Source organism: Labrys okinawensis, from assembly GCF_002982075.1.
GTDB lineage: Bacteria > Pseudomonadota > Alphaproteobacteria > Rhizobiales > Labraceae > Labrys > Labrys okinawensis_A.
Genome location: NZ_PUEJ01000006.1, coordinates 1 through 16,693, shown reverse-complemented (window position 1 = coordinate 16,693; position 16,693 = coordinate 1). Strand labels below are relative to the sequence as shown.

18 protein-coding genes and 1 pseudogene are annotated in these 16,693 nt (G+C 65.2%); 9 read left to right on the top strand and 10 right to left on the bottom strand.

All coding sequences use genetic code 11. The features are described 5' to 3' along the window. Positions 1-42: 42 nt before the first annotated feature. The 6 genes from C5L14_RS17130 to C5L14_RS17105 form a co-directional block, all read right to left on the bottom strand. The gene (locus C5L14_RS17130) at positions 43-399 is read right to left on the bottom strand and encodes a type II toxin-antitoxin system RelE/ParE family toxin (protein WP_105863285.1); all 357 of its coding nucleotides are present in this window, start codon (positions 397-399) and stop codon (positions 43-45) included. 14 nt (positions 400-413) lie between these two features. After that, positions 414-680: a ribbon-helix-helix domain-containing protein gene (locus tag C5L14_RS17125; protein WP_105863284.1), complete on the bottom strand. Its 267-nt coding sequence runs from the start codon at positions 678-680 to the stop codon at positions 414-416. A 334-nt stretch (positions 681-1,014) separates the two neighbouring features. Continuing rightward, positions 1,015-1,452 (bottom strand): SRPBCC family protein, encoded by a 438-nt coding sequence (locus C5L14_RS17120; protein WP_105863283.1) that lies wholly within the window; start codon positions 1,450-1,452, stop codon positions 1,015-1,017. A gap of 9 nt (positions 1,453-1,461) precedes the next feature. After that, entirely contained in the window at positions 1,462-2,298 is an 837-nt protein-coding gene (locus C5L14_RS17115) for a phosphoenolpyruvate hydrolase family protein (RefSeq protein ID WP_105863282.1), read from the bottom strand. A gap of 1 nt (position 2,299) precedes the next feature. Further along, positions 2,300-3,511, bottom strand: coding sequence for a Tm-1-like ATP-binding domain-containing protein (locus C5L14_RS17110; RefSeq protein WP_105863281.1), 1,212 nt, complete (start codon positions 3,509-3,511; stop codon positions 2,300-2,302). A gap of 289 nt (positions 3,512-3,800) precedes the next feature. After that, positions 3,801-4,139 carry a hypothetical protein gene (locus tag C5L14_RS17105; protein ID WP_105863280.1) on the bottom strand — a complete coding sequence of 113 codons (339 nt, stop codon included), beginning with the start codon at positions 4,137-4,139 and terminating at the stop codon, positions 3,801-3,803. A 500-nt stretch (positions 4,140-4,639) separates the two neighbouring features. On the opposite strand from C5L14_RS17105, the gene C5L14_RS17100 reads away from it, so the two are divergent. Further along, entirely contained in the window at positions 4,640-5,419 is a 780-nt protein-coding gene (locus tag C5L14_RS17100; protein ID WP_245197187.1) for a mechanosensitive ion channel family protein, read from the top strand. A gap of 18 nt (positions 5,420-5,437) precedes the next feature. On the opposite strand, the gene C5L14_RS17095 is transcribed toward C5L14_RS17100, so the two are convergent. From C5L14_RS17095 to ilvD, 3 genes are all read right to left on the bottom strand, one after another. Beyond that, positions 5,438-6,316 carry an NAD(P)-dependent oxidoreductase gene (locus tag C5L14_RS17095; protein WP_105863278.1) on the bottom strand — a complete coding sequence of 293 codons (879 nt, stop codon included), beginning with the start codon at positions 6,314-6,316 and terminating at the stop codon, positions 5,438-5,440. Between the two features lie 52 nt (positions 6,317-6,368). After that, on the bottom strand, positions 6,369-6,983 hold the full coding sequence (locus C5L14_RS17090; RefSeq protein WP_105863277.1) for a TetR/AcrR family transcriptional regulator: 615 nt from the start codon (positions 6,981-6,983) through the stop codon (positions 6,369-6,371). 171 nt (positions 6,984-7,154) lie between these two features. After that, a complete protein-coding gene (ilvD, locus tag C5L14_RS17085) occupies positions 7,155-8,828 on the bottom strand; it encodes a dihydroxy-acid dehydratase (RefSeq protein ID WP_105863637.1) in 1,674 nt (557 codons plus the stop codon). Positions 8,829-8,972: 144 nt separating this feature from the next. Between ilvD and C5L14_RS17080 the strand changes: the two genes are divergently transcribed. The 7 genes from C5L14_RS17080 to ptsN all read left to right on the top strand — a co-directional run bounded on the left by C5L14_RS17080 (position 8,973) and on the right by ptsN (position 14,723). Beyond that, on the top strand, positions 8,973-9,893 hold the full coding sequence (locus C5L14_RS17080; protein ID WP_105863276.1) for a LysR family transcriptional regulator: 921 nt from the start codon (positions 8,973-8,975) through the stop codon (positions 9,891-9,893). Then, complete coding sequence (locus C5L14_RS17075) at positions 9,894-10,391, top strand: GNAT family N-acetyltransferase (protein ID WP_105863275.1); 498 nt, start codon at positions 9,894-9,896, stop codon at positions 10,389-10,391. A 143-nt stretch (positions 10,392-10,534) separates the two neighbouring features. Beyond that, entirely contained in the window at positions 10,535-11,344 is an 810-nt protein-coding gene (locus C5L14_RS17070; RefSeq protein ID WP_105863274.1) for an MBL fold metallo-hydrolase, read from the top strand. A 117-nt stretch (positions 11,345-11,461) separates the two neighbouring features. Further along, on the top strand, positions 11,462-12,085 hold the full coding sequence (locus C5L14_RS17065) for a methylated-DNA--[protein]-cysteine S-methyltransferase (RefSeq protein WP_105863636.1): 624 nt from the start codon (positions 11,462-11,464) through the stop codon (positions 12,083-12,085). Between the two features lie 248 nt (positions 12,086-12,333). After that, positions 12,334-13,275: a 2-hydroxyacid dehydrogenase gene (locus tag C5L14_RS17060; RefSeq protein WP_105863273.1), complete on the top strand. Its 942-nt coding sequence runs from the start codon at positions 12,334-12,336 to the stop codon at positions 13,273-13,275. 261 nt (positions 13,276-13,536) lie between these two features. Continuing rightward, the gene (gene hpf / locus C5L14_RS17055; RefSeq protein WP_342588417.1) at positions 13,537-14,142 is read left to right on the top strand and encodes a ribosome hibernation-promoting factor, HPF/YfiA family; all 606 of its coding nucleotides are present in this window, start codon (positions 13,537-13,539) and stop codon (positions 14,140-14,142) included. Between the two features lie 116 nt (positions 14,143-14,258). Next, positions 14,259-14,723 (top strand): PTS IIA-like nitrogen regulatory protein PtsN, encoded by a 465-nt coding sequence (gene ptsN, locus C5L14_RS17050; RefSeq protein WP_105863271.1) that lies wholly within the window; start codon positions 14,259-14,261, stop codon positions 14,721-14,723. 118 nt (positions 14,724-14,841) lie between these two features. On the opposite strand, the gene dapB is transcribed toward ptsN, so the two are convergent. After that, a complete protein-coding gene (gene dapB / locus C5L14_RS17045) occupies positions 14,842-15,657 on the bottom strand; it encodes a 4-hydroxy-tetrahydrodipicolinate reductase (protein ID WP_181161216.1) in 816 nt (271 codons plus the stop codon). 404 nt (positions 15,658-16,061) lie between these two features. On the opposite strand from dapB, the pseudogene C5L14_RS17040 reads away from it, so the two are divergent. Continuing rightward, positions 16,062-16,693, top strand: a pseudogene (locus C5L14_RS17040) (IS630 family transposase); the annotation flags it as partial.

Genomic DNA, 16,693 nt, shown 5'->3' with positions numbered 1-16,693 from the left:
GCGTTCACACTTGAACGCGTTTTGCTCCAGAAGAAACGAGCTTCAGGAAACGTCCGAGCGGGATGCCAATGCCTGAAGGTCTTCGTTCAGGCGGACCGGCACATCCATACGGTCATGCAGCAGGCTGAGAACGCCAATTCGACCGCCGGATAGTTTGCGAAAGAACACATAGTGGCGTTGGTAGTGGCTGAAATAGACTTCAAGCTCGAGGTCGGCCGGAACAGCAAGATTGCCTGGCAGCCTGCGCCAGGCAGCGGGTCTTTCGGAAAGCTTCTGCAAGTGCTCGTGCAGGCCGCGAATATACCGTACCGCCTGGTCTTCGCCCCACTTCTCGACCGTGTCATCCCAGATACGGTCTTGTGCGGCATCTGCCGGTGGGTAGAACAGGAAGCCTGCCATTGTCGATGACAGGCTTAACGGGTACGGGTTCGGCGTTGGTTTCGCGCAATGACATCCTCGGCCGATACCGCCACGAATTCGCTTTCGGCAGCTCTCAATCCTGGTTCGAGCTGCTTTTTCAGCCAGTCCCAGGCCTCGTCCTGGCTGTGCAGATCACGGCGGATCAGGGCCCGAATATATTCGCTGGCGTTCTCGTAAAGGCCGTTCTCGCCAACCTGCTGCTGGAGATGCGTCTGCAGCCGCCCGCCAACGCGGACGTGGATGCTGTTGTCAGCGGCCATGAGCCAATCCTTCACTCATACTGAATCATGGGATGTGTCGCCAATATTGTCAATATTGGCGACATGGAGCAGCAGGACCCGAATCCAGGTTAATGGCGGGCGCGACTACCCTCCCCTGGAGGGGGAGGGTCGGCCTGCAAGGCCGGGGTGGGGTGACTTCTTGGCAGAAAATCCACCGTTTTCTTCGTTGTGATCTGAGGATTTCACCCCACCCCGACGCTACGCGTCGACCCTCCCCCTCCAGGGGAGGGTAAAAGACAGCGCCCCGTTAACTTGAATTCGGAGCCCTGCATGGGAAGGCACAATCAATCTGCCCCGATCGTGGAGGCCATCGTTACCCCCTCAACTTCTCCCCCAACGCCTTCCAGCCGGCTGCGAAGACGTGGGTCGAGACGATCTCGACAAATTTGCCGGCGTCGTCGGGCGCTTCGTCGAAGGTCGCGCTCCATTCGGCGAAGGTGCGGTTGCCGTCGGTGATCGGCAGGAGGCGGATCACGGCCACGTAATTCTCCACCGGGAAGGCCGGCTTGACGAAATTATAGCTGAGCGTGTGCCCGGCATCGTCGAGCGCCAGCAGTTTTTCGCGCACATGGGCGCCGTCGGTGAGATGGAAGGAGCGGATGGCGCCGACGGCATCGGCGCTGCGACCGTCCTCGATTTCGCTTTTGGCGATGGCCGGATGCCAGTCCGGCAGGGCGTTGAAGTCGCGAACGAGCTTCCACACGGTCTCGATCGGCGCGTCGATCACCGCGCTCGCATAGGCCTTGGCCATGGTTTCCCCCTATTGGCTGATGCTGAGATTCTTGAACGCCTGCGTCTGGGCGACCAGCGCCTTTTCCACCGGCAGGCGCTCCATGCTGGAAGCGCCGTAGAAGCCGTGGCAGCCCGGGCAGTTGGCCAGGATGAAGCGGGCGTCCTCCGGCTCGGCGATCGGCCCGCCATGGCAGAGCACGATGATCCCGTGCGAGACTTCGCGCGCAGCGGCGGCGATGGCATTGATCTCGCCCACGCAGCTTTCGAGGGTGAGCGCGGTATCGGCGCCGATCGCCCCGCCCGTGGTCAGGCCCATATGGGCGACGATAATGTCGGCCCCGGCCTGGGCCATGGCGCGCGCATCGTCCGGATTGAAGACATAGGGCGTGGTGAGGAGGTCCTTCTCGCGCGCCAGGCGGATGAGATCGACCTCCAGGGCGTAGCCCATGCCGGTTTCCTCCAGATTGGCCCTGAACTTGCCGTCGATCAGGCCGACGGTCGGGAAATTCTGGATGCCGGCGAAGCCCATCTTCTTGAGCCCATCGAGGAAGGGGCCGAACTGGCAGAAGGGATCGGTGCCGTTGACGCCGGCGAGCACCGGCGTGTGCTTGACCACCGGCAGCACCTCGCGGGCCATGTCGACCACGATCTCATTGGCGTTGCCATAGGCGAGCAGGCCGGCGAGCGAGCCGCGGCCGGCCATGCGATAACGGCCGGAATTGTAGATCACGATGAGGTCGATGCCGCCGGCTTCCTCGCATTTGGCCGAGAGGCCGGTGCCGGCGCCGCCGCCGATGATCGGTCGTCCCTGCGCGATCATGCCGCGAAACCGTGCCAGGATACTCTCGCGCGCGCTTGCGCCCATATCAATGCTCTCCAACAATGCTCTTGAAATTCGCCAGCAGGGCCTGCGCGAAGGCAGGATCGTTCATCCCCGCGGGCACGCGGATGAGCTGGCGCCGGGGTGTCTGCTGGATTGTCGCCTCCAGCGCCGCGAACAGGGCGGCGTCGGCCTCCGGATCATGGAAGGGCATGTCGGACGCATCGAGGAGCGAAACACCGCCTTCGGGGATGAGGAAGCGCACCTCGCCCTCGCATTGGTTGAGCTTCTCGCCGATCCAGCGGCCCATCTGCGCATTCTCCGCCGCCGTGGTGCGCATCAGCGTGACCTGCGGGTTGTGGACATAGAGATTGCGGCCGCGATAGCGCTCCGGCACGCTGTCGAGCGCCCCGAAATTGACCATGTCGAGCGCGCCGCAGGAGCCGACATAGGGCACCTTGGTGCGGGCGATGGCGCCGAAGCGGTCTTCGGTCGCCGCCAGCACGCCGCCGAACAGCAGGTCGCAGACTTCGGTGGTGGTGACGTCGAGCACGCCGGCGATCAGGCCCGAATCGACCAGCTTTTCCATCGACTGGCCGCCTATGCCGGTGGCGTGGAAGACCAGGCAGTCATAGTCGGCGGAGAGATCGTCGACGAGCTGGTTCACGCAAGGCGTGGTCACCCCGAACATGGTGAGGCCGACGGCCGGCTTGTCGTCGGCCTCGGGGGCTGCCTCTGCCCGGCCCCGCGCCATGCCGGCAATCGCATTGGCGGCATTGCTCATCACCACGCGCGAGATGCGGTTGAGCCCGGCCACGTCCGTCACCGAGTGCATCATGGTGATGTCGCTGGGGCCGACATAGGCGGCGACATTGCCGGAGGCAACGGTGGAAACCATCACTTTGGGCGTGCCGACCGGCAATTCCCGCATGGCGGGCGCGACCAGGGCCGTGCCGCCCGAGCCGCCGAGGCCGATCAGGCCGGCGACGTCGTCGCGCGTTGCGATGAAGCGGGCGAAGGCGAGCGCCATGGCGCTGACGGCCGAGCCGCGATCGCCGGTGAACACCGCCTCGGCCCCGCCGGGATGGCTGGCCGCCACGGCGGCAGACCCTACCTCGACGTCACTCTCCGAGCCGCTGGTGGAAAGGTCGACCCGGGTGACGTCGAGCCCATGGGCACGGATGCGATCGGCCACGAAATCGAGCTCGGTTCCCTTGGTATCGAAAGTTCCCGCCACATAGACGCTCGACCCGGCCATCGCTCGCTCCCGATTGTCTTATCGTTGGGGCGGGACGCTAGCACGGACGCGGTGAGCGCGTTAAGAGCGGATGGGAAGAGGCCGGCGCTTCTCCCATCCGGCTGCCTCGACAGCGGGGACGCAGCTGCGGCGGATCTCGACCATCGGGCTCGCTGGTGGACGTGCCCCTTTCGCTGCCAGCCGGCCGGGCGCGTCCACTGCATGAGCGGCGCCGTGCTGGACAAAGCAAGGCCTCGGGCTCGCCTGCGTGGCTCATGCCCGGCGGCGCCCTGCGCGAAGGGGAGGCGCGTCAGGAAATCGCGGTCCGCAAGGTCCTGTTGTCCTCGCGAGCTTCCCAGGAATGGCCGGGCGGTCCGCCCGAATGAGGCGTGCCTCCGGGATGCTTCGTATCCAGATTGCCGGGTACCATCGCGGAGGCGAAGGGGTCGCCCGACCGGCCATTGCCGACCCAGTCGGTGAATTGCAGCAGCTGGGCGAGGCTGGCGGGACCCGAGTCCGCCGGCAGCCAGCGGCGCAATTCATAGGGATTGACCGTCATGTAGCGCACGGTGAAGCCTTGCACCTTGCCCGCTTCGCGCCAGTCGGCCACCAGCCGCAGCCAATCCGCATAGGGGATATGCAGGGACAATAATTCTTCGAGGAAGGGATAATGTGTTCTCGTAACTCGGGGAAGAAACAGGAAATGCATAGTATTCCCCCGTAGATTTGAGAGATGATCGGAACTTATCTGTCCGGCAGCATATCCCGTAATTTCCTACCTCTGAAAGTCGCCCAGACGGATTAGAGAATTAAACCGGTTGCTTAATACTTGTTGGTTATGTTGACGTGCTGCTTTGCGCCGCCATGATAGTCAACGGTATTAAACGGTAGAGCGGTTCGCGACTTGCGGCTGCGTTCAAGCGGTGCGATCGAGCCTGTCGCCCCGAATCACGGCATGCCTGCCCGGCCCACCGGCCGGATGGCCCAGACGGCATCGACGATGCAAACGCGATTGCCCCGCCGGCGGGGAACGCTTTTCGAGAGGCCGTTGTGAGATCCGTCGATCTCGGCAGGCCGCAAGGGCTTTAGGCGTGCCACCCGGTCATGCTATCGGGAGGCCCGCCCGCTCCCCGCCACAGGAGGCTCCCCTTGCCGATCGACCTCAACGGACTTGGAAACCTGTTCATTCTCTATGGCATCAACTGCCTGGGTGCCCTGGTGATCACGCTGATCGGCTGGTGGGCGGCCGGCATGCTGGAGCGCCTGACCGCCAGGACCCTCACGGCGACCTCGCGCATGGACCCGATCGTCACCGCCTTCCTGTCGAGCCTGGTGCGCTACGGCGTGCTGGTGCTGGTCTTCGTCCTGATCCTGCAGGTGATCGGCATCCAGGCCACCAGCCTCGTGGCCGTGCTGGGCGCCGCTTCACTGGCCATCGGCCTGGCGCTGCAGGGCACGCTTTCGAACATGGCGGCGGGCGTGATGCTGCTGCTGTTCCGGCCTTTCCAGCTCGGCGACAGTATCGAGGTGGCCGGCAAGGCCGGCACGGTCAAGAACCTCAATCTGTTCATGACCGAGCTCGCCAGCGGCGACAATGTGCAGGTGCTCATTCCGAACGGGCAGGTCTGGGGCTCGCCGATCACCAATGTCTCGGCCTATCCCACCCGCAGCGTCAATGTGAAGGTGCCCGTGCCCTATGGCGGCAATGCCGAGGCAGTTTCCGGCGCCATCCGCGATTTCCTCAGCCGCGACGGCCGGGTGCTGCCGCTGCCGGCCGCCTCGATCGTGCTGTCCGGCTTTACCGACAAGGGCGTCGACGTCGCCGTGCAGGCCTGGGCCAAGGCCGGCGACGCCGATGGCCTCAAGGCCGAGATCGTGCGGCGGGCTTCGGCGGCACTGGCAGATGCCACCGTGGCGCCGGCGTCCTGAGGAGTGCTCTCCCGTCCGTCATTTCTGTGCGGCACGCCGCTCGGCGACGCGCGAGAGCGCGGCCCAGTCGAGATGGCCTTCGCCATGGGCCAGGGCGTCCAGATGGTTGTCGCGCAGCACGCCGGCGAAGGGCAGGGGCACATTGACGGCATCCGCCGCCGCCAGGGCCAGGCGCACATCCTTCAGGCCGAGCGAGAGCTTGAAGCCGGCGGGCTCGAAGCGCTCCTCGGCGATGGCGGCGCCATAGCCCTTATAGGGCGGCGCGGCGAAGATGGTCGAGGTCAGCATCTCCAGGAAGGCGGCCTTGGCCACGCCATGGCCTGATGCCAGCGTCGCCGCCTCGGCCATGGTCTCGATGGCGCTGGCGATCATGAAATTGGCGGCGAGCTTCACGGCCGCGGCCTGTTCGGGGCGGTCGCCGAAGCGCCAGGTCTTCTGGCCTAGCACGTCGAACAGGGGCTGGACGCGGTCGAGCTGGGTGGCATCGCCCGCCGCCAGGATGTTGAGCTGGCCGGCTTCGGCCACGTTCACGCGCCCGAGCACCGGGGCGGCGACATAGAAGAGGCCGCGCGCCTTATGCTCGGCCGCGAGGTCGCGGGTGAAGGCGACCGAGACGGTCGCCATGTTCACCAGGACGGCGCCCCTGGCGAGGGCCTCCAGCACGCCCTGGGTGAGCAGGACGTCCCGGCTCGCCTCATCGTCCGCCAGCATGGCGATCAGCACTTCGGCGCCCTCCGCTGCTTCGGCCGGGGCGGCGGCCGGCTCCGCCCCCAGCGCCGCGACGCGGGCAACCGGCTCCTGCGAGCGGTTCCAGGCCCGCACGCGGTAGCCTGCCTTCACCAGATTGGCGGCCATGGGCAAGCCCATGGTGCCGAGGCCCAGAAAACCGACTTGCATGATCGAGACTCCTTATTTGGAAATGATCGTTTCCGAATTGGCCGAAGAAAACTCAGTCGAGCACCTTCAGGGCGAGATCCACGATGGCGGCCATGTCGCCGTGCCGGCGGCCGGTCTTGCCGATCACGCGCATGCCGAGCAGGACGCACAGGAGGGTGCGCGCCGCCTCGGACGGGTCGAGATACGGATTGACCGAGCCGTCAGTCTGTCCCCGCCGGATCAGCTCGATCAGCAGCGCCTCGTTGCGGCGCAGCGCCTGCGCGACCAGCTCGGCGAGATCGTCATCCAGGGTCACCAGTTCGACGGCGCTGCCGACGACCAGGCAGCCGCGGCGGCCTTCGAGGTCATGGGCGGAATCGACATAGAAATCGAGCACGGCGCGCAGCCTTTCGCGGCCGGTGGGCAGCCCTTCCATGCGGGCCCGCAGGCCGGCATTTCGCAGTGAGGTATAGCGTTCCAGGGCCGCGACGTAGAGGGTGCGCTTGTCCTTGAAGGCCTTGTAGAGGCTGCCTGCCGTCAGCTCCATCGCCTTGCCGAGATCGGCGATCGAGGCGGCATGATAGCCGCGCTCGCGAAACGCGAGAATCGCCTTGTCGAGCGCGGCGTCGAGATCGAACTCCCGGGGCCGGCCGGCCTGGCGCGGGGAATCGGTGAGGGAGATGGACATGGAAGGAGATTAGGAAATGATCGTTTCCTAATCAAGCGCCTTGGAAGGGAAGAGGTGGACAGGATGTCCGCGGTCCCAGCCGCGCCGTTCCCCGCGTGACGTCTGCCAGGTTCGCTCTGGAGACGCCGCGGCTGGGACCCCGGACTTCCAGTCCGCCCTTGGAACACCGCGTCAGCCCGTCACCGCCCCCTCGCTGGCCGGGCGGGCGAGTGCCGCGAATTTGGCGAGCACGCCGCGCGTATAGCGGGGTGCGGGCTGGCGCCAGGCGGCGCGGCGCTTCGCGAGTTCGGCGTCGTCGACCTCCAGCTGCAGGCTCTGGCGGCGGGCGTCGATGGTGATGGTGTCGCCCTCCTGGACCAAAGCGATGGTACCGCCCTCATAGGCCTCGGGTGTCACATGGCCGACCACCATGCCCCAGGTGCCGCCCGAGAAGCGCCCGTCGGTGATCAGGCCGACGCTGTCGCCCAGGCCGCGGCCGATGATGGCGGAGGTCGGCGCCAGCATTTCCGGCATGCCAGGCCCGCCCTTGGGGCCGAGATAGCGTAGCACCACGACGTCACCCGGTTTGATCGCGTCCGATAGAATCGCGTCCATGGCCGACTGTTCATCGTCGAACACCCGGGCTGGGCCGCTGATATAGGGGCTCTTCAGGCCGGTGATCTTGGCCACGGCCCCGCCCTCGGCGAGATTGCCCTTGAGGATGGCGAGATGCCCTTCGCGATAGATCGCCTTGTCGACGGGGCGGATGACGTCCTGGTCGGCGCGCGGCTCGTCCGGCACCGCTGCGAGTTCCTCGGCCAGGGTCCGCCCGGTGATGGTGAGGCAATCGCCATGCAGGAGGCCGGCATTGAGCAGGAGCTTGAGCACCTGCGGTACGCCGCCGGCCTTGTGCAGGTCGACGGCCATGTATTTGCCCGAGGGCTTGAGGTCGCAGATCACCGGCACCTTGCGGCGCATGCGCTCGAAATCGTCGAGCGTCCATTCGACCTCGGCGGCGTGGGCGATGGCGAGGTAATGCAGGACCGCATTGGTCGAGCCGCCGGTCGCCATGATCAGCGCCACGGCGTTCTCGATCGCCTTGCGGGTGACGATGTCGCGCGGCTTGATGCCTTGCCTCACCGCCTCCACCAGCACGCGGCCGGATTGCGCCGCGCTGTCGATCTTCTCCTGATCGGGATTGGCCATGTTGGCCGAGTTGAGCAGGGACATGCCGAGCGCCTCGAAGGAGGAGCTCATGGTGTTGGCGGTGTACATGCCGCCGCACGAACCGGTGGTCGGGCAGGCATTGCGCTCGATGCCGTCGAAATCCTCCTGGCTCATGGTGCCGGCCATGAAGGAGCCGACCGCCTCGAAGGCGGAGACGATGGAGAGGTCCTGGCCCTTCCAGCGGCCGGGCTTGATGGTGCCGCCATAGACATAGATCGCCGGGGCATTGGCGCGCAGGATGCCGATCATGCCGCCCGGCATGTTCTTGTCGCAGCCGCCGAGCACCAGCACGCCGTCCATCCATTGGCCCTGCACCGAGGTCTCGACGCAGTCGGCGATGACTTCGCGCGAGACCAGCGAATATTTCATGCCCTCGGTGCCCATCGACATGCCGTCCGAAATGGTCGGCGTGCCGAAGAGCTGCGGGTTGCCGCCGGCCGCCTTGATGGCGGCCGCGGCCGCATCGGCCAAGGGCTGCAGGCCGGCATTGCAGGGCGTGATGGTGGAATGGCCGTTGGCGATGCCGATCATCGGCTTGTCGAAATCGGCCTTCTCATAGCCGAGGGCATAATACATCGCCCGGTTGGGCGAGCGGGCGACGCCCTGCGTGATATGCCGGGAACGCTCGTTGATCGGCATGGGATCCTCCATTGGCGGGCGCGCCGCCTTCAAAATCCCGCCCATGCTAGAGCCGTTCCAATCGTTGGTAAAATATATGTTTCTGGCGTTATTAGGTCGAGAAAGATATTGATGATCGACAACACCTCGTCTTGGAAAAAACCCATGGATCTGCGGCAGCTGCGCTATTTCCTCACCGTGGCGGAGGAGTTGCATTTCGGCCGCGCCGCCGAGCGGCTGGCGATGACGCAGCCGCCGCTCAGCCAGGCCATCCAGGCGCTGGAGGCCGAACTCGGCGTCAAGCTGTTCGCCCGCACCAAGCGCCATGTCGCGCTCACACCGGTCGGGCGCGAATGGCTGGCGCATGCCCGCCGGGTATTCGAGGATGCCAGTGCCCTGCCGGAGATCGCCCGCCGCCTGTCGCGCGGGGAGGCCGGCCTGTTGCGTCTCGCCTTCGTCTCGACCGCCGATTACAGCCTGCTGCCGGGCCTGGTCAGTCTCTTCCGCGATCGCTTTCCGGCCGTCGAACTGGCACTCCTGGAGATGACCAGCGATCTGCAGATCGAGGCGTTGCTGGAGGAGAAAGTCGATGTCGGCATGGTGATCGCCTCCTCGCGCACCAGCCTGCCCGGAGCGCTCGACTACCGGCCTCTGCTGCGGGAGCCGCTGGTCGCGGCCGTGCCCGCTGCCTGGACCGAGCAAGGGCGCGCAGGTTTCGCAGAGCCGGACCTTCCGGTCGATGCGCTCATGGCGGCGCCTCTCATCCTGTTCCCGCGGCGCAGCGCCCCGGCTTTCCACGACATCGTCTCCGGCTATTATGCCGCCCATGGCGCGGCTTTGCCGGTCAGGCAGGAAGCGATCCAGATGCAGACGATCATCAGCCTCGTCGCGGCCGGCATGGGGCTGGCGCTGGTGCCGCGGTCGCTCCAGCGCCTGCAGCGCCAGGGCGTGCGCTATCTGGCCCTGCGGGACGCCGCGCCCGTGATCGAGACCGGGCTCGCCTGGCGTCACGGCGATCGCTCGCCCGCCCTGCGGCGGTTTCTGGACGTGGTGGAGAAGGAAGCACTCGGGAAGGAAGCCGTCTGAATGTCCGTCGCCATCCGACGCCTCGGCCCCGCCGATTCCATCGATTACCGGGCGATAAGGCTCGATGCACTCGCCACCGCGCCCGAGGCCTTCGGCAGCACCTACGCAGCCGAGAGCGCCAGGCCGCTCGCTGCCTTCGCCGAGCGGCTGTCCCAGGCCGTGGTGTTCGGGGCCTATATGGGCGATCAGATCGTCGGCATGGCCGGCTACCGGCGACAGGACGGCCTCAAGGACAGGCATAAGGGCGAGGTCTGGGGCGTCTATGTCGCGCCGCGGTGGCGCGGGCAAGGCGTCGCCGGCGCGCTGATGACGGCGGTGATCGAAGCCGCCCGCGGCGAGGTGGAACAACTCCTCCTGGCGGTCGTCGACGGCAATGACGGCGCCCTGGCGCTCTATCGCCGGCTCGGCTTCGAGGTCTATGGCGTGGAGCCGCGGGCGCTCAAGACCGGGAACCGCTATCTCGACGAGGCGCTGATGGTGCTTTTTCTCGAGCGCTGAGGGCGGATGCGGGATGCCCTGTCGCGCCGGGAATTGCCTGGCTGGAGCCCGCTGGCGGGCACCGCCTCCGGTGCGCTTATTGGATGACGGCATCGCCGCGGAACGATAAGATTTCCCTCCGAGAAAAAAGTGATCCTCGAAAAATGAAACGAATAGGCTCCGGCGAATTTCATGCCGCCTATGAACTTGGTTCGCTGCGTCTGGTGTCGCTGCGCGACGGCTATGTCGATATGCCGGTAACCCGGTTGCGGCAGGCGAATGACAAGACGTTCGGCGAGAACCTGCCCTCTCAGCTGCGGCTTGTCGATGGCGGGCTGCGGCTGTCCGTCAACGCTTTCCTGCTCGATGACGGCACGGAGGCGACATTGATCGATACGGGTGCGTCGAACGCCTGGGATCCGAGCATGGGATTCCTGCCCCAGGCCCTGCAGGAGGCGAATATTGCCGCCGAGCGGATTCGGACGGTGGCCTTCACCCACACCCATCTCGATCATATCCAGGGGCTGATCCTGCCGGATGGGCGGGATGCCTTTCCCCAACTTTCACGCCTGCTGGTTCCCGAGGAAGAGCTCGGCCGATTTCGAGCCGAAGCGAGACTTCAACGGTTTCACGGCCGGGAAGAGCCTTTCGCGGCGGGGCAGCGCATCACGCCGGCCATAGAAGCCCTGGCCGCAGCCGGCCACGAAAAGGGGCATACCTGCTTTCGCGTTACCAGCGATGGCGAAACCGTCCTGATCTGGGGCGACACCATTCATGTGCCGTCCCTGCAATTCGAGCGGCCGGAAATCACCTGGGAATTCGACGCGGATCAGGACAAGGCGCGTGAGAGCCGCATGCGAATAATGGCATTGGCGGCCGAGGAGGGCTGCTATGTCGCGGGTGCCCATCTCGACTCGCCGGGCGTCGGGCGCCTCTTCCGATCCGGAAGCGGCTTTCGGTTCGAACCGCTGTGAACGGGTGGCAACCGCATCGATGTCGGCAGCGCCTGTAGGCGGCCGCAGGAATCGGGTTGCCCGCATCGGGCCCGCGATCCAGTCTTGCATCTTCTTTCGAGGCAGGACGGTTCGGGCATGCATGCATGGAGTGAGGACGAGGACTGGGCCGAGGCGGGCCCGAGGCGGGAACAGGACGTGCGCGATGCGGTGATACGCGCGGTGGAGGAAACCCCGCCCCACCTCAAGGGACGCGACCTGCTCAAGGCCGATTGGATCGCCACGCCCCTCGGCGCCATGCTGGCCGTGGGCGATCGCCATGCCCTGCATCTCGTCGAGTTCTTCGATCGCAAGGCCCTGCCGGGCGAACTCGCCCGTCTGCGCAAGGCCGCGCGCTCGGCCATCGCCTTCGGCCGCACGGCGGCGATCGATGGCATCGAGGCCGAGCTCGCCGCTTATTTTGCCGGCCGCTCGCCGGTCTTCGCCACGCCGCTCGCCCTGCATGGCTCTGATTTCACCCGGCAGGTCTGGCAGGGGCTGCGGCAGATCCCGGCCGGCATCTGCCTGTCCTATGCCAGGCTCGCCGAGAGGCTGGAGCGTCCTTCCGCCTTCCGGGCCGTGGCCCGGGCCAATGGCGCCAACCCATTCGCCATTGTCGTGCCCTGTCACCGCCTGGTCGGCTCCGACGGGGCGCTCACCGGCTATGGCGGCGGCCTCTGGCGCAAGCGCTGGCTGATCGAGCACGAAAAGCGCTGGGCCTGATTGCGGAAGGGCTGGGGGCGCCGGTTGAGCGTCCATAGGTGTTGGGACGAAGGATTGGGCAAGATGATCGGATGCCCCTCATCCTCACCTTCTTCCCGTAAGAACGGGGCGAAGGGGCGGCTGGCATGGCGTCTTTCGCTTTCTCCACAATGCTATGGACGAGCATGTCCGCACCCGGGAATGAAACTTTGCAGGGCCGCGCTTGCTCTGTAAGAGGGGCAAACCCCTTCTTCCAGGAGATCTCCCCCATGGCCCTACTTCTGTGCATCACCCAGTGGGAAGTCGAGCCCTGGCTGGAGCGCCTGCGCCGCCTGGCGCCGGAGCGTGACATCCGGGCATGGCCCGATGTCGGCAATCCCGCCGATATCACCTATGCGGCCGTCTGGAAGCAGCCGCCCGGCCTGCTGGCGAGCCTGCCCAATCTGAAGGGCATCATTTCGCTCGGCGCCGGCGTCGACCATGTCCTGTCCGATCCGACCTTGCCCAACGTCCCGCTCGGCCGCGTGGTGGACGACAATCTCACCACCCGCATGAGCGAATGGGTGGTGATGCATGCCCTCATCCATCTGCGCAACCAGAACGACTACTATCTGCTGCAGCGCCAGAAATTGTGGCGTGAGGTGATGCCCTCGCCGGCGGCGCATGAATTGCGGGTGGGCGTGATGGGCCTGGGCGTGCTCGGCGTCGATGCCATCGGCAAGCTCAAGACCATGGGCTTCGACGTCGCCGGCTGGAGCCGGACCCCCAAGCAGATCGAGGGCGTGAAGACCTATGCCGGCGGCGAACTCGACGCCTTCCTGGGCCGCACCGACCTGCTGGTCAGCCTGCTGCCGCTGACGCCGGAGACCAGGGGCATCCTCAACCGGTCCCTGTTCGAGAAGCTCGCCCATGACGGCGTGCTCGGCGCTCCCATCCTGATGAATGCCGGCCGCGGCGGCCTGCAGGTGGAGGCTGACATCATCTCGGCGCTCGATGAAGGCGTGCTGCGGGCCGCCACGCTCGATGTGTTCGAGACCGAGCCGCTTCCGGTGGATAACCCGCTCTGGGAGCACCCGCGCGTGACGATAACGCCCCACAATTCGGCGATCTCCGATGAAGACGCGGTGGGGCGTTTCGTGCTGCGCCAGATCGAGCGCCACGAGCGCGGATTGCCCTTCGATGCGCCTGTGGACGCCGCCCGGCACTATTGATGCGGAAATGGCCGGAGACCTTTTGTAACTATTTGATTTTATTCTTAAAAATTGAATGGAGACGGCTTTCGGACAAATCGCTCCGCCTGCCTGCGGGGGGCGGCGTGAAAATAATGTAACGTTGACGCCGCCTCCATACGGTCTTACCTAATTGAGGGGTGATCGCAAGGTGTGTCGCCAGTTATGGCTTTGGGCTCCACGGAAGCCATAACTGACGGCATGCCCTGAAATCACCACCCGGATGCGGGCCCCTTGGCCTGCGTGTCTCAAGAAGCGGAGCGAAGCATGACGCTGCGTGTCTCAGGACAAAATCTCGACATTGGCGATGCCTTGCGGACCCACGTTCAGGCGCGGGTTGCCGAAAGCCTGTCGAAATATTTTGACCAATCCTACACCGGCCAGGTCACCGTGAAGAAGGAAGGCACCGGTTTCCGGACCGATTGCCGCATTCATCTTCCCACCGGGCTTACCCTGCAGACCGAATCGATGGCGCATGACCCGCATGCCAGTGTCGATTTGGCGACGGAACGCCTGACCAAGCGTCTCAAACGCTACAAGCACCGCATCAAGGACTATCATGCCGGCCCGGATACCGCGACCACGGCCGAGTCGACCGACTACATCATTACGGCGCCGAACGACGAGGATCTGTCTCCCGAAGAGTTCACACCGGTGATCGTCGCGGAGAATACCACCAAGATGAAGCGGCTGTCGGTGAGCGAGGCCGTTGTCGACCTCGATTTGACCGGCGCGGCCGCCCTGGTTTTCCGTCACGCTGGACATGGCCGCGTGAACGTGGTTTACCGCCGCCCCGATGGCCATATTGGCTGGATCGATCTGCCGCAGACAACGGCAGAGTCGACCTGACAGGCCCACCCAATCGAGCGCCCGCCTCCGAAGAACAATTCTGAAGGGGCGGGCGCCAAGCTATTGAGCCGGCCCTTTCGCATGGGCTCCCGGCTCGAACCCCCGCGAGGAATGCGATGCCTTTGAGTGATCTGCTGCCGCAGGATGCTGTGCTTCCGGCGCTGAGAGTAAACTCGAAAAAGCAGGCTCTGCAGGAAATCGCCGAACGTGCCGCTGCATTGACCGGCCTGGGCGAGCGAGAAATCTTCGATACGCTGCTTCAGAGGGAACGCCTGGGATCGACCGGCGTCGGCAACGGCATTGCCATCCCGCATGGTAAGCTGGCCAAGTTCAACCGGATCTTCGGCCTGTTCGCCCGCCTGGAGCGCCCGATCGACTTCGAGGCCCTGGACGGCCAGCCCGTCGACGTCATCTTCCTGCTGCTGGCGCCCGAAAGCGCCGGTGCCGACCATCTGCGCGCTTTGTCGCGTATTGCCCGCATGCTGCGCGATCCCCTCATCGTGCAGAAGCTGCGGGCCACCAGCGACGCAGCGGGCCTCTATTCGATCCTGTGCGAGGAGCCGGCGTCGCACGCGGCGTGATGGATCGGAGCGCAAGTGGAGGGTCGATCTCCAGATCGACCATCTTGGATAGGCTATGCGTGAAGGAGAGCGAAGAAGGTCGATCTGGAGATCGACCCTCCAATCCGCACCCGCTTTTTCAGAAATCCCCGAGCCCCAGCACATCGGCCATGGAATAATAGCCGGGCTTGCGGCCGAAGCCCCAGAGCGCGGCCTTGAGGGCGCCCCTGGCGAACATCGTGCGGCTTTCGGCCTTGTGGGAGAATTCGAGGCGTTCGTTCTCGCCGGCGAAGATCACGCTGTGCTCGCCGACCACGGTGCCGCCCCGCAGCGTCGCAAAACCGATATGGCCCTTCTGGCGGGCGCCCGGATGGCCGTCACGTACCCGGTCGGCATTGGCGTCGAGATCGATGCCGCGGCCTTCGGCTGCGGCCTGGCCCAGCATCAAGGCCGTGCCCGAGGGGGCATCGACCTTGCGGTTGTGATGCATTTCCAGGACCTCGATGTCGAAATCGGCATCCAGGCTCCTGGCGACGCGCTTGACCACAGCCGCCAGCAGATTGACGCCCAGGCTCATATTGCCGGACTGCACGATCACGGCATGCCGGGCGGCGGCCTTGAGGCGGGCAAAGTCTTCCTTGGAGAGTCCGGTGGTGCCGATCACATGCACGATGCGCATCTGAGCCGCGAGGGCAGCGAGCTCGACGGTGGCGGCGGGGGCGGTGAAGTCGATGATGCCCTCCGCCGAGGTCAGCAGGCCGAGCGGATCGTCGGTGACGATGACGCCATTGGCATCGAGCCCGGCGAGGCGTCCGGCATCCTCGCCGATGGCGGGCGATCCCGTCCGCTCGATGGCGCCCGCGAGCACGACCCCCGGGGTCTCCGCGATCATGCGGATCAGGGTCTGCCCCATGCGCCCGGAGGCGCCTGCTACGACGAGCCGCATGTCGGCCATGGTGAAACTCCTTGCTTGCCGGGCGCGCGGACGTTCCATCCATGGGCGCTGGGATAGGTGAAGAGCGCGACGTCAGCCACCCCTTCGCCCCGTTCTTACGGGGAGAAGGTAAGGATGAGGGGCGGCGCGACCGGATAGTCCGGACGCTTTGCGCAGCCCCTCACCCTTACCCTCTCCCCGCTTCGCAGGGCGAGGGAGGCCCGACCGTTGCGCTTCTTCGTCGGGTCTACCATCTCGCTCGACCGTTGTCCTAGAGCGTTTTTCAGAAAAATCGATAGATCCTTCGATGAAGAAAGCGCGCCAAAACAAGGGGTTAGAGCAGGGTGATTTTTGGTTGAATCGTTGGATTCCCAAATCGATTGAGAAGTGATTCAAGATAGCTGCGGCGGAGGAGGCCGCAGCGAATGGCAGTTCCTTATTCGATGGACCTTCGTGAGCGGGTTGTTCGAGCGGTCAAGGAAGAAGGGTTTTCGCGCAACCAGGCGGCGCTGCGTTTTGGCATAGCGGTTTCGACGGCGGTGCTTTGGCTGCAGCGGGACAAGGCAAACGGCAGTGTGGCGCCGGGGAAGATGGGGGGCCATAAGCCGCGCGCGATCAGCGGTGAGCATCATGACTGGCTGGTTGGGCGCTGCCGAGACGGAAGTGCCTTCACGATCGCCAAGTTGATCAAGGAATTGGCCGAGCGCGGGCTCAAGGTCGACCATCACAGTGTGTGGAATTTCCTGCACGAGCAGAAGCTGAGTTTTAAAAAAGGACGCTGGTCGCCAGCGAGCGCAGCCGGCCCGACGTCGCCCGGCGCCGGCAGCAATGGATCAAATACCGTCCCCTGATCACCCCCGAGCGGCTTGTGTTCATCGACGAAACTTGGACCAAGACCAACATGGCCCCGCTCCGCGGCTGGAGCAAATGCGGCGAGCGGCTCGAGGCCGTCGTTCCCCATGGCCATTGGAAGACCCAGACCTTCATTGCCGCTCTGCGCCATGATCGGGTGGAAGCACCCTGGGTCCTGGATGGTCCGATCAACGGCGAGAGTTTC

Bases quoted from the DNA above. Each gene is read 5' to 3' on its own strand.
- C5L14_RS17130 (WP_105863285.1), bottom strand. From the start codon at position 399: ATGGCAGGCTTCCTGTTCTACCCACCGGCAGATGCCGCACAAGACCGT.
- C5L14_RS17125 (WP_105863284.1), bottom strand. From the start codon at position 680: ATGGCCGCTGACAACAGCATCCACGTCCGCGTTGGCGGGCGGCTGCAG.
- C5L14_RS17120 (WP_105863283.1), bottom strand. From the start codon at position 1,452: ATGGCCAAGGCCTATGCGAGCGCGGTGATCGACGCGCCGATCGAGACC.
- C5L14_RS17115 (WP_105863282.1), bottom strand. From the start codon at position 2,298: ATGGGCGCAAGCGCGCGCGAGAGTATCCTGGCACGGTTTCGCGGCATG.
- C5L14_RS17110 (WP_105863281.1), bottom strand. From the start codon at position 3,511: ATGGCCGGGTCGAGCGTCTATGTGGCGGGAACTTTCGATACCAAGGGA.
- C5L14_RS17095 (WP_105863278.1), bottom strand. From the start codon at position 6,316: ATGCAAGTCGGTTTTCTGGGCCTCGGCACCATGGGCTTGCCCATGGCC.
- C5L14_RS17090 (WP_105863277.1), bottom strand. From the start codon at position 6,983: ATGTCCATCTCCCTCACCGATTCCCCGCGCCAGGCCGGCCGGCCCCGG.
- ilvD (WP_105863637.1), bottom strand. From the start codon at position 8,828: ATGCCGATCAACGAGCGTTCCCGGCATATCACGCAGGGCGTCGCCCGC.
- C5L14_RS17080 (WP_105863276.1), top strand. From the start codon at position 8,973: ATGGATCTGCGGCAGCTGCGCTATTTCCTCACCGTGGCGGAGGAGTTG.
- C5L14_RS17075 (WP_105863275.1), top strand. From the start codon at position 9,894: ATGTCCGTCGCCATCCGACGCCTCGGCCCCGCCGATTCCATCGATTAC.
- C5L14_RS17070 (WP_105863274.1), top strand. From the start codon at position 10,535: ATGAAACGAATAGGCTCCGGCGAATTTCATGCCGCCTATGAACTTGGT.
- C5L14_RS17065 (WP_105863636.1), top strand. From the start codon at position 11,462: ATGCATGCATGGAGTGAGGACGAGGACTGGGCCGAGGCGGGCCCGAGG.
- C5L14_RS17060 (WP_105863273.1), top strand. From the start codon at position 12,334: ATGGCCCTACTTCTGTGCATCACCCAGTGGGAAGTCGAGCCCTGGCTG.
- ptsN (WP_105863271.1), top strand. From the start codon at position 14,259: ATGCCTTTGAGTGATCTGCTGCCGCAGGATGCTGTGCTTCCGGCGCTG.
- dapB (WP_181161216.1), bottom strand. From the start codon at position 15,657: ATGGCCGACATGCGGCTCGTCGTAGCAGGCGCCTCCGGGCGCATGGGG.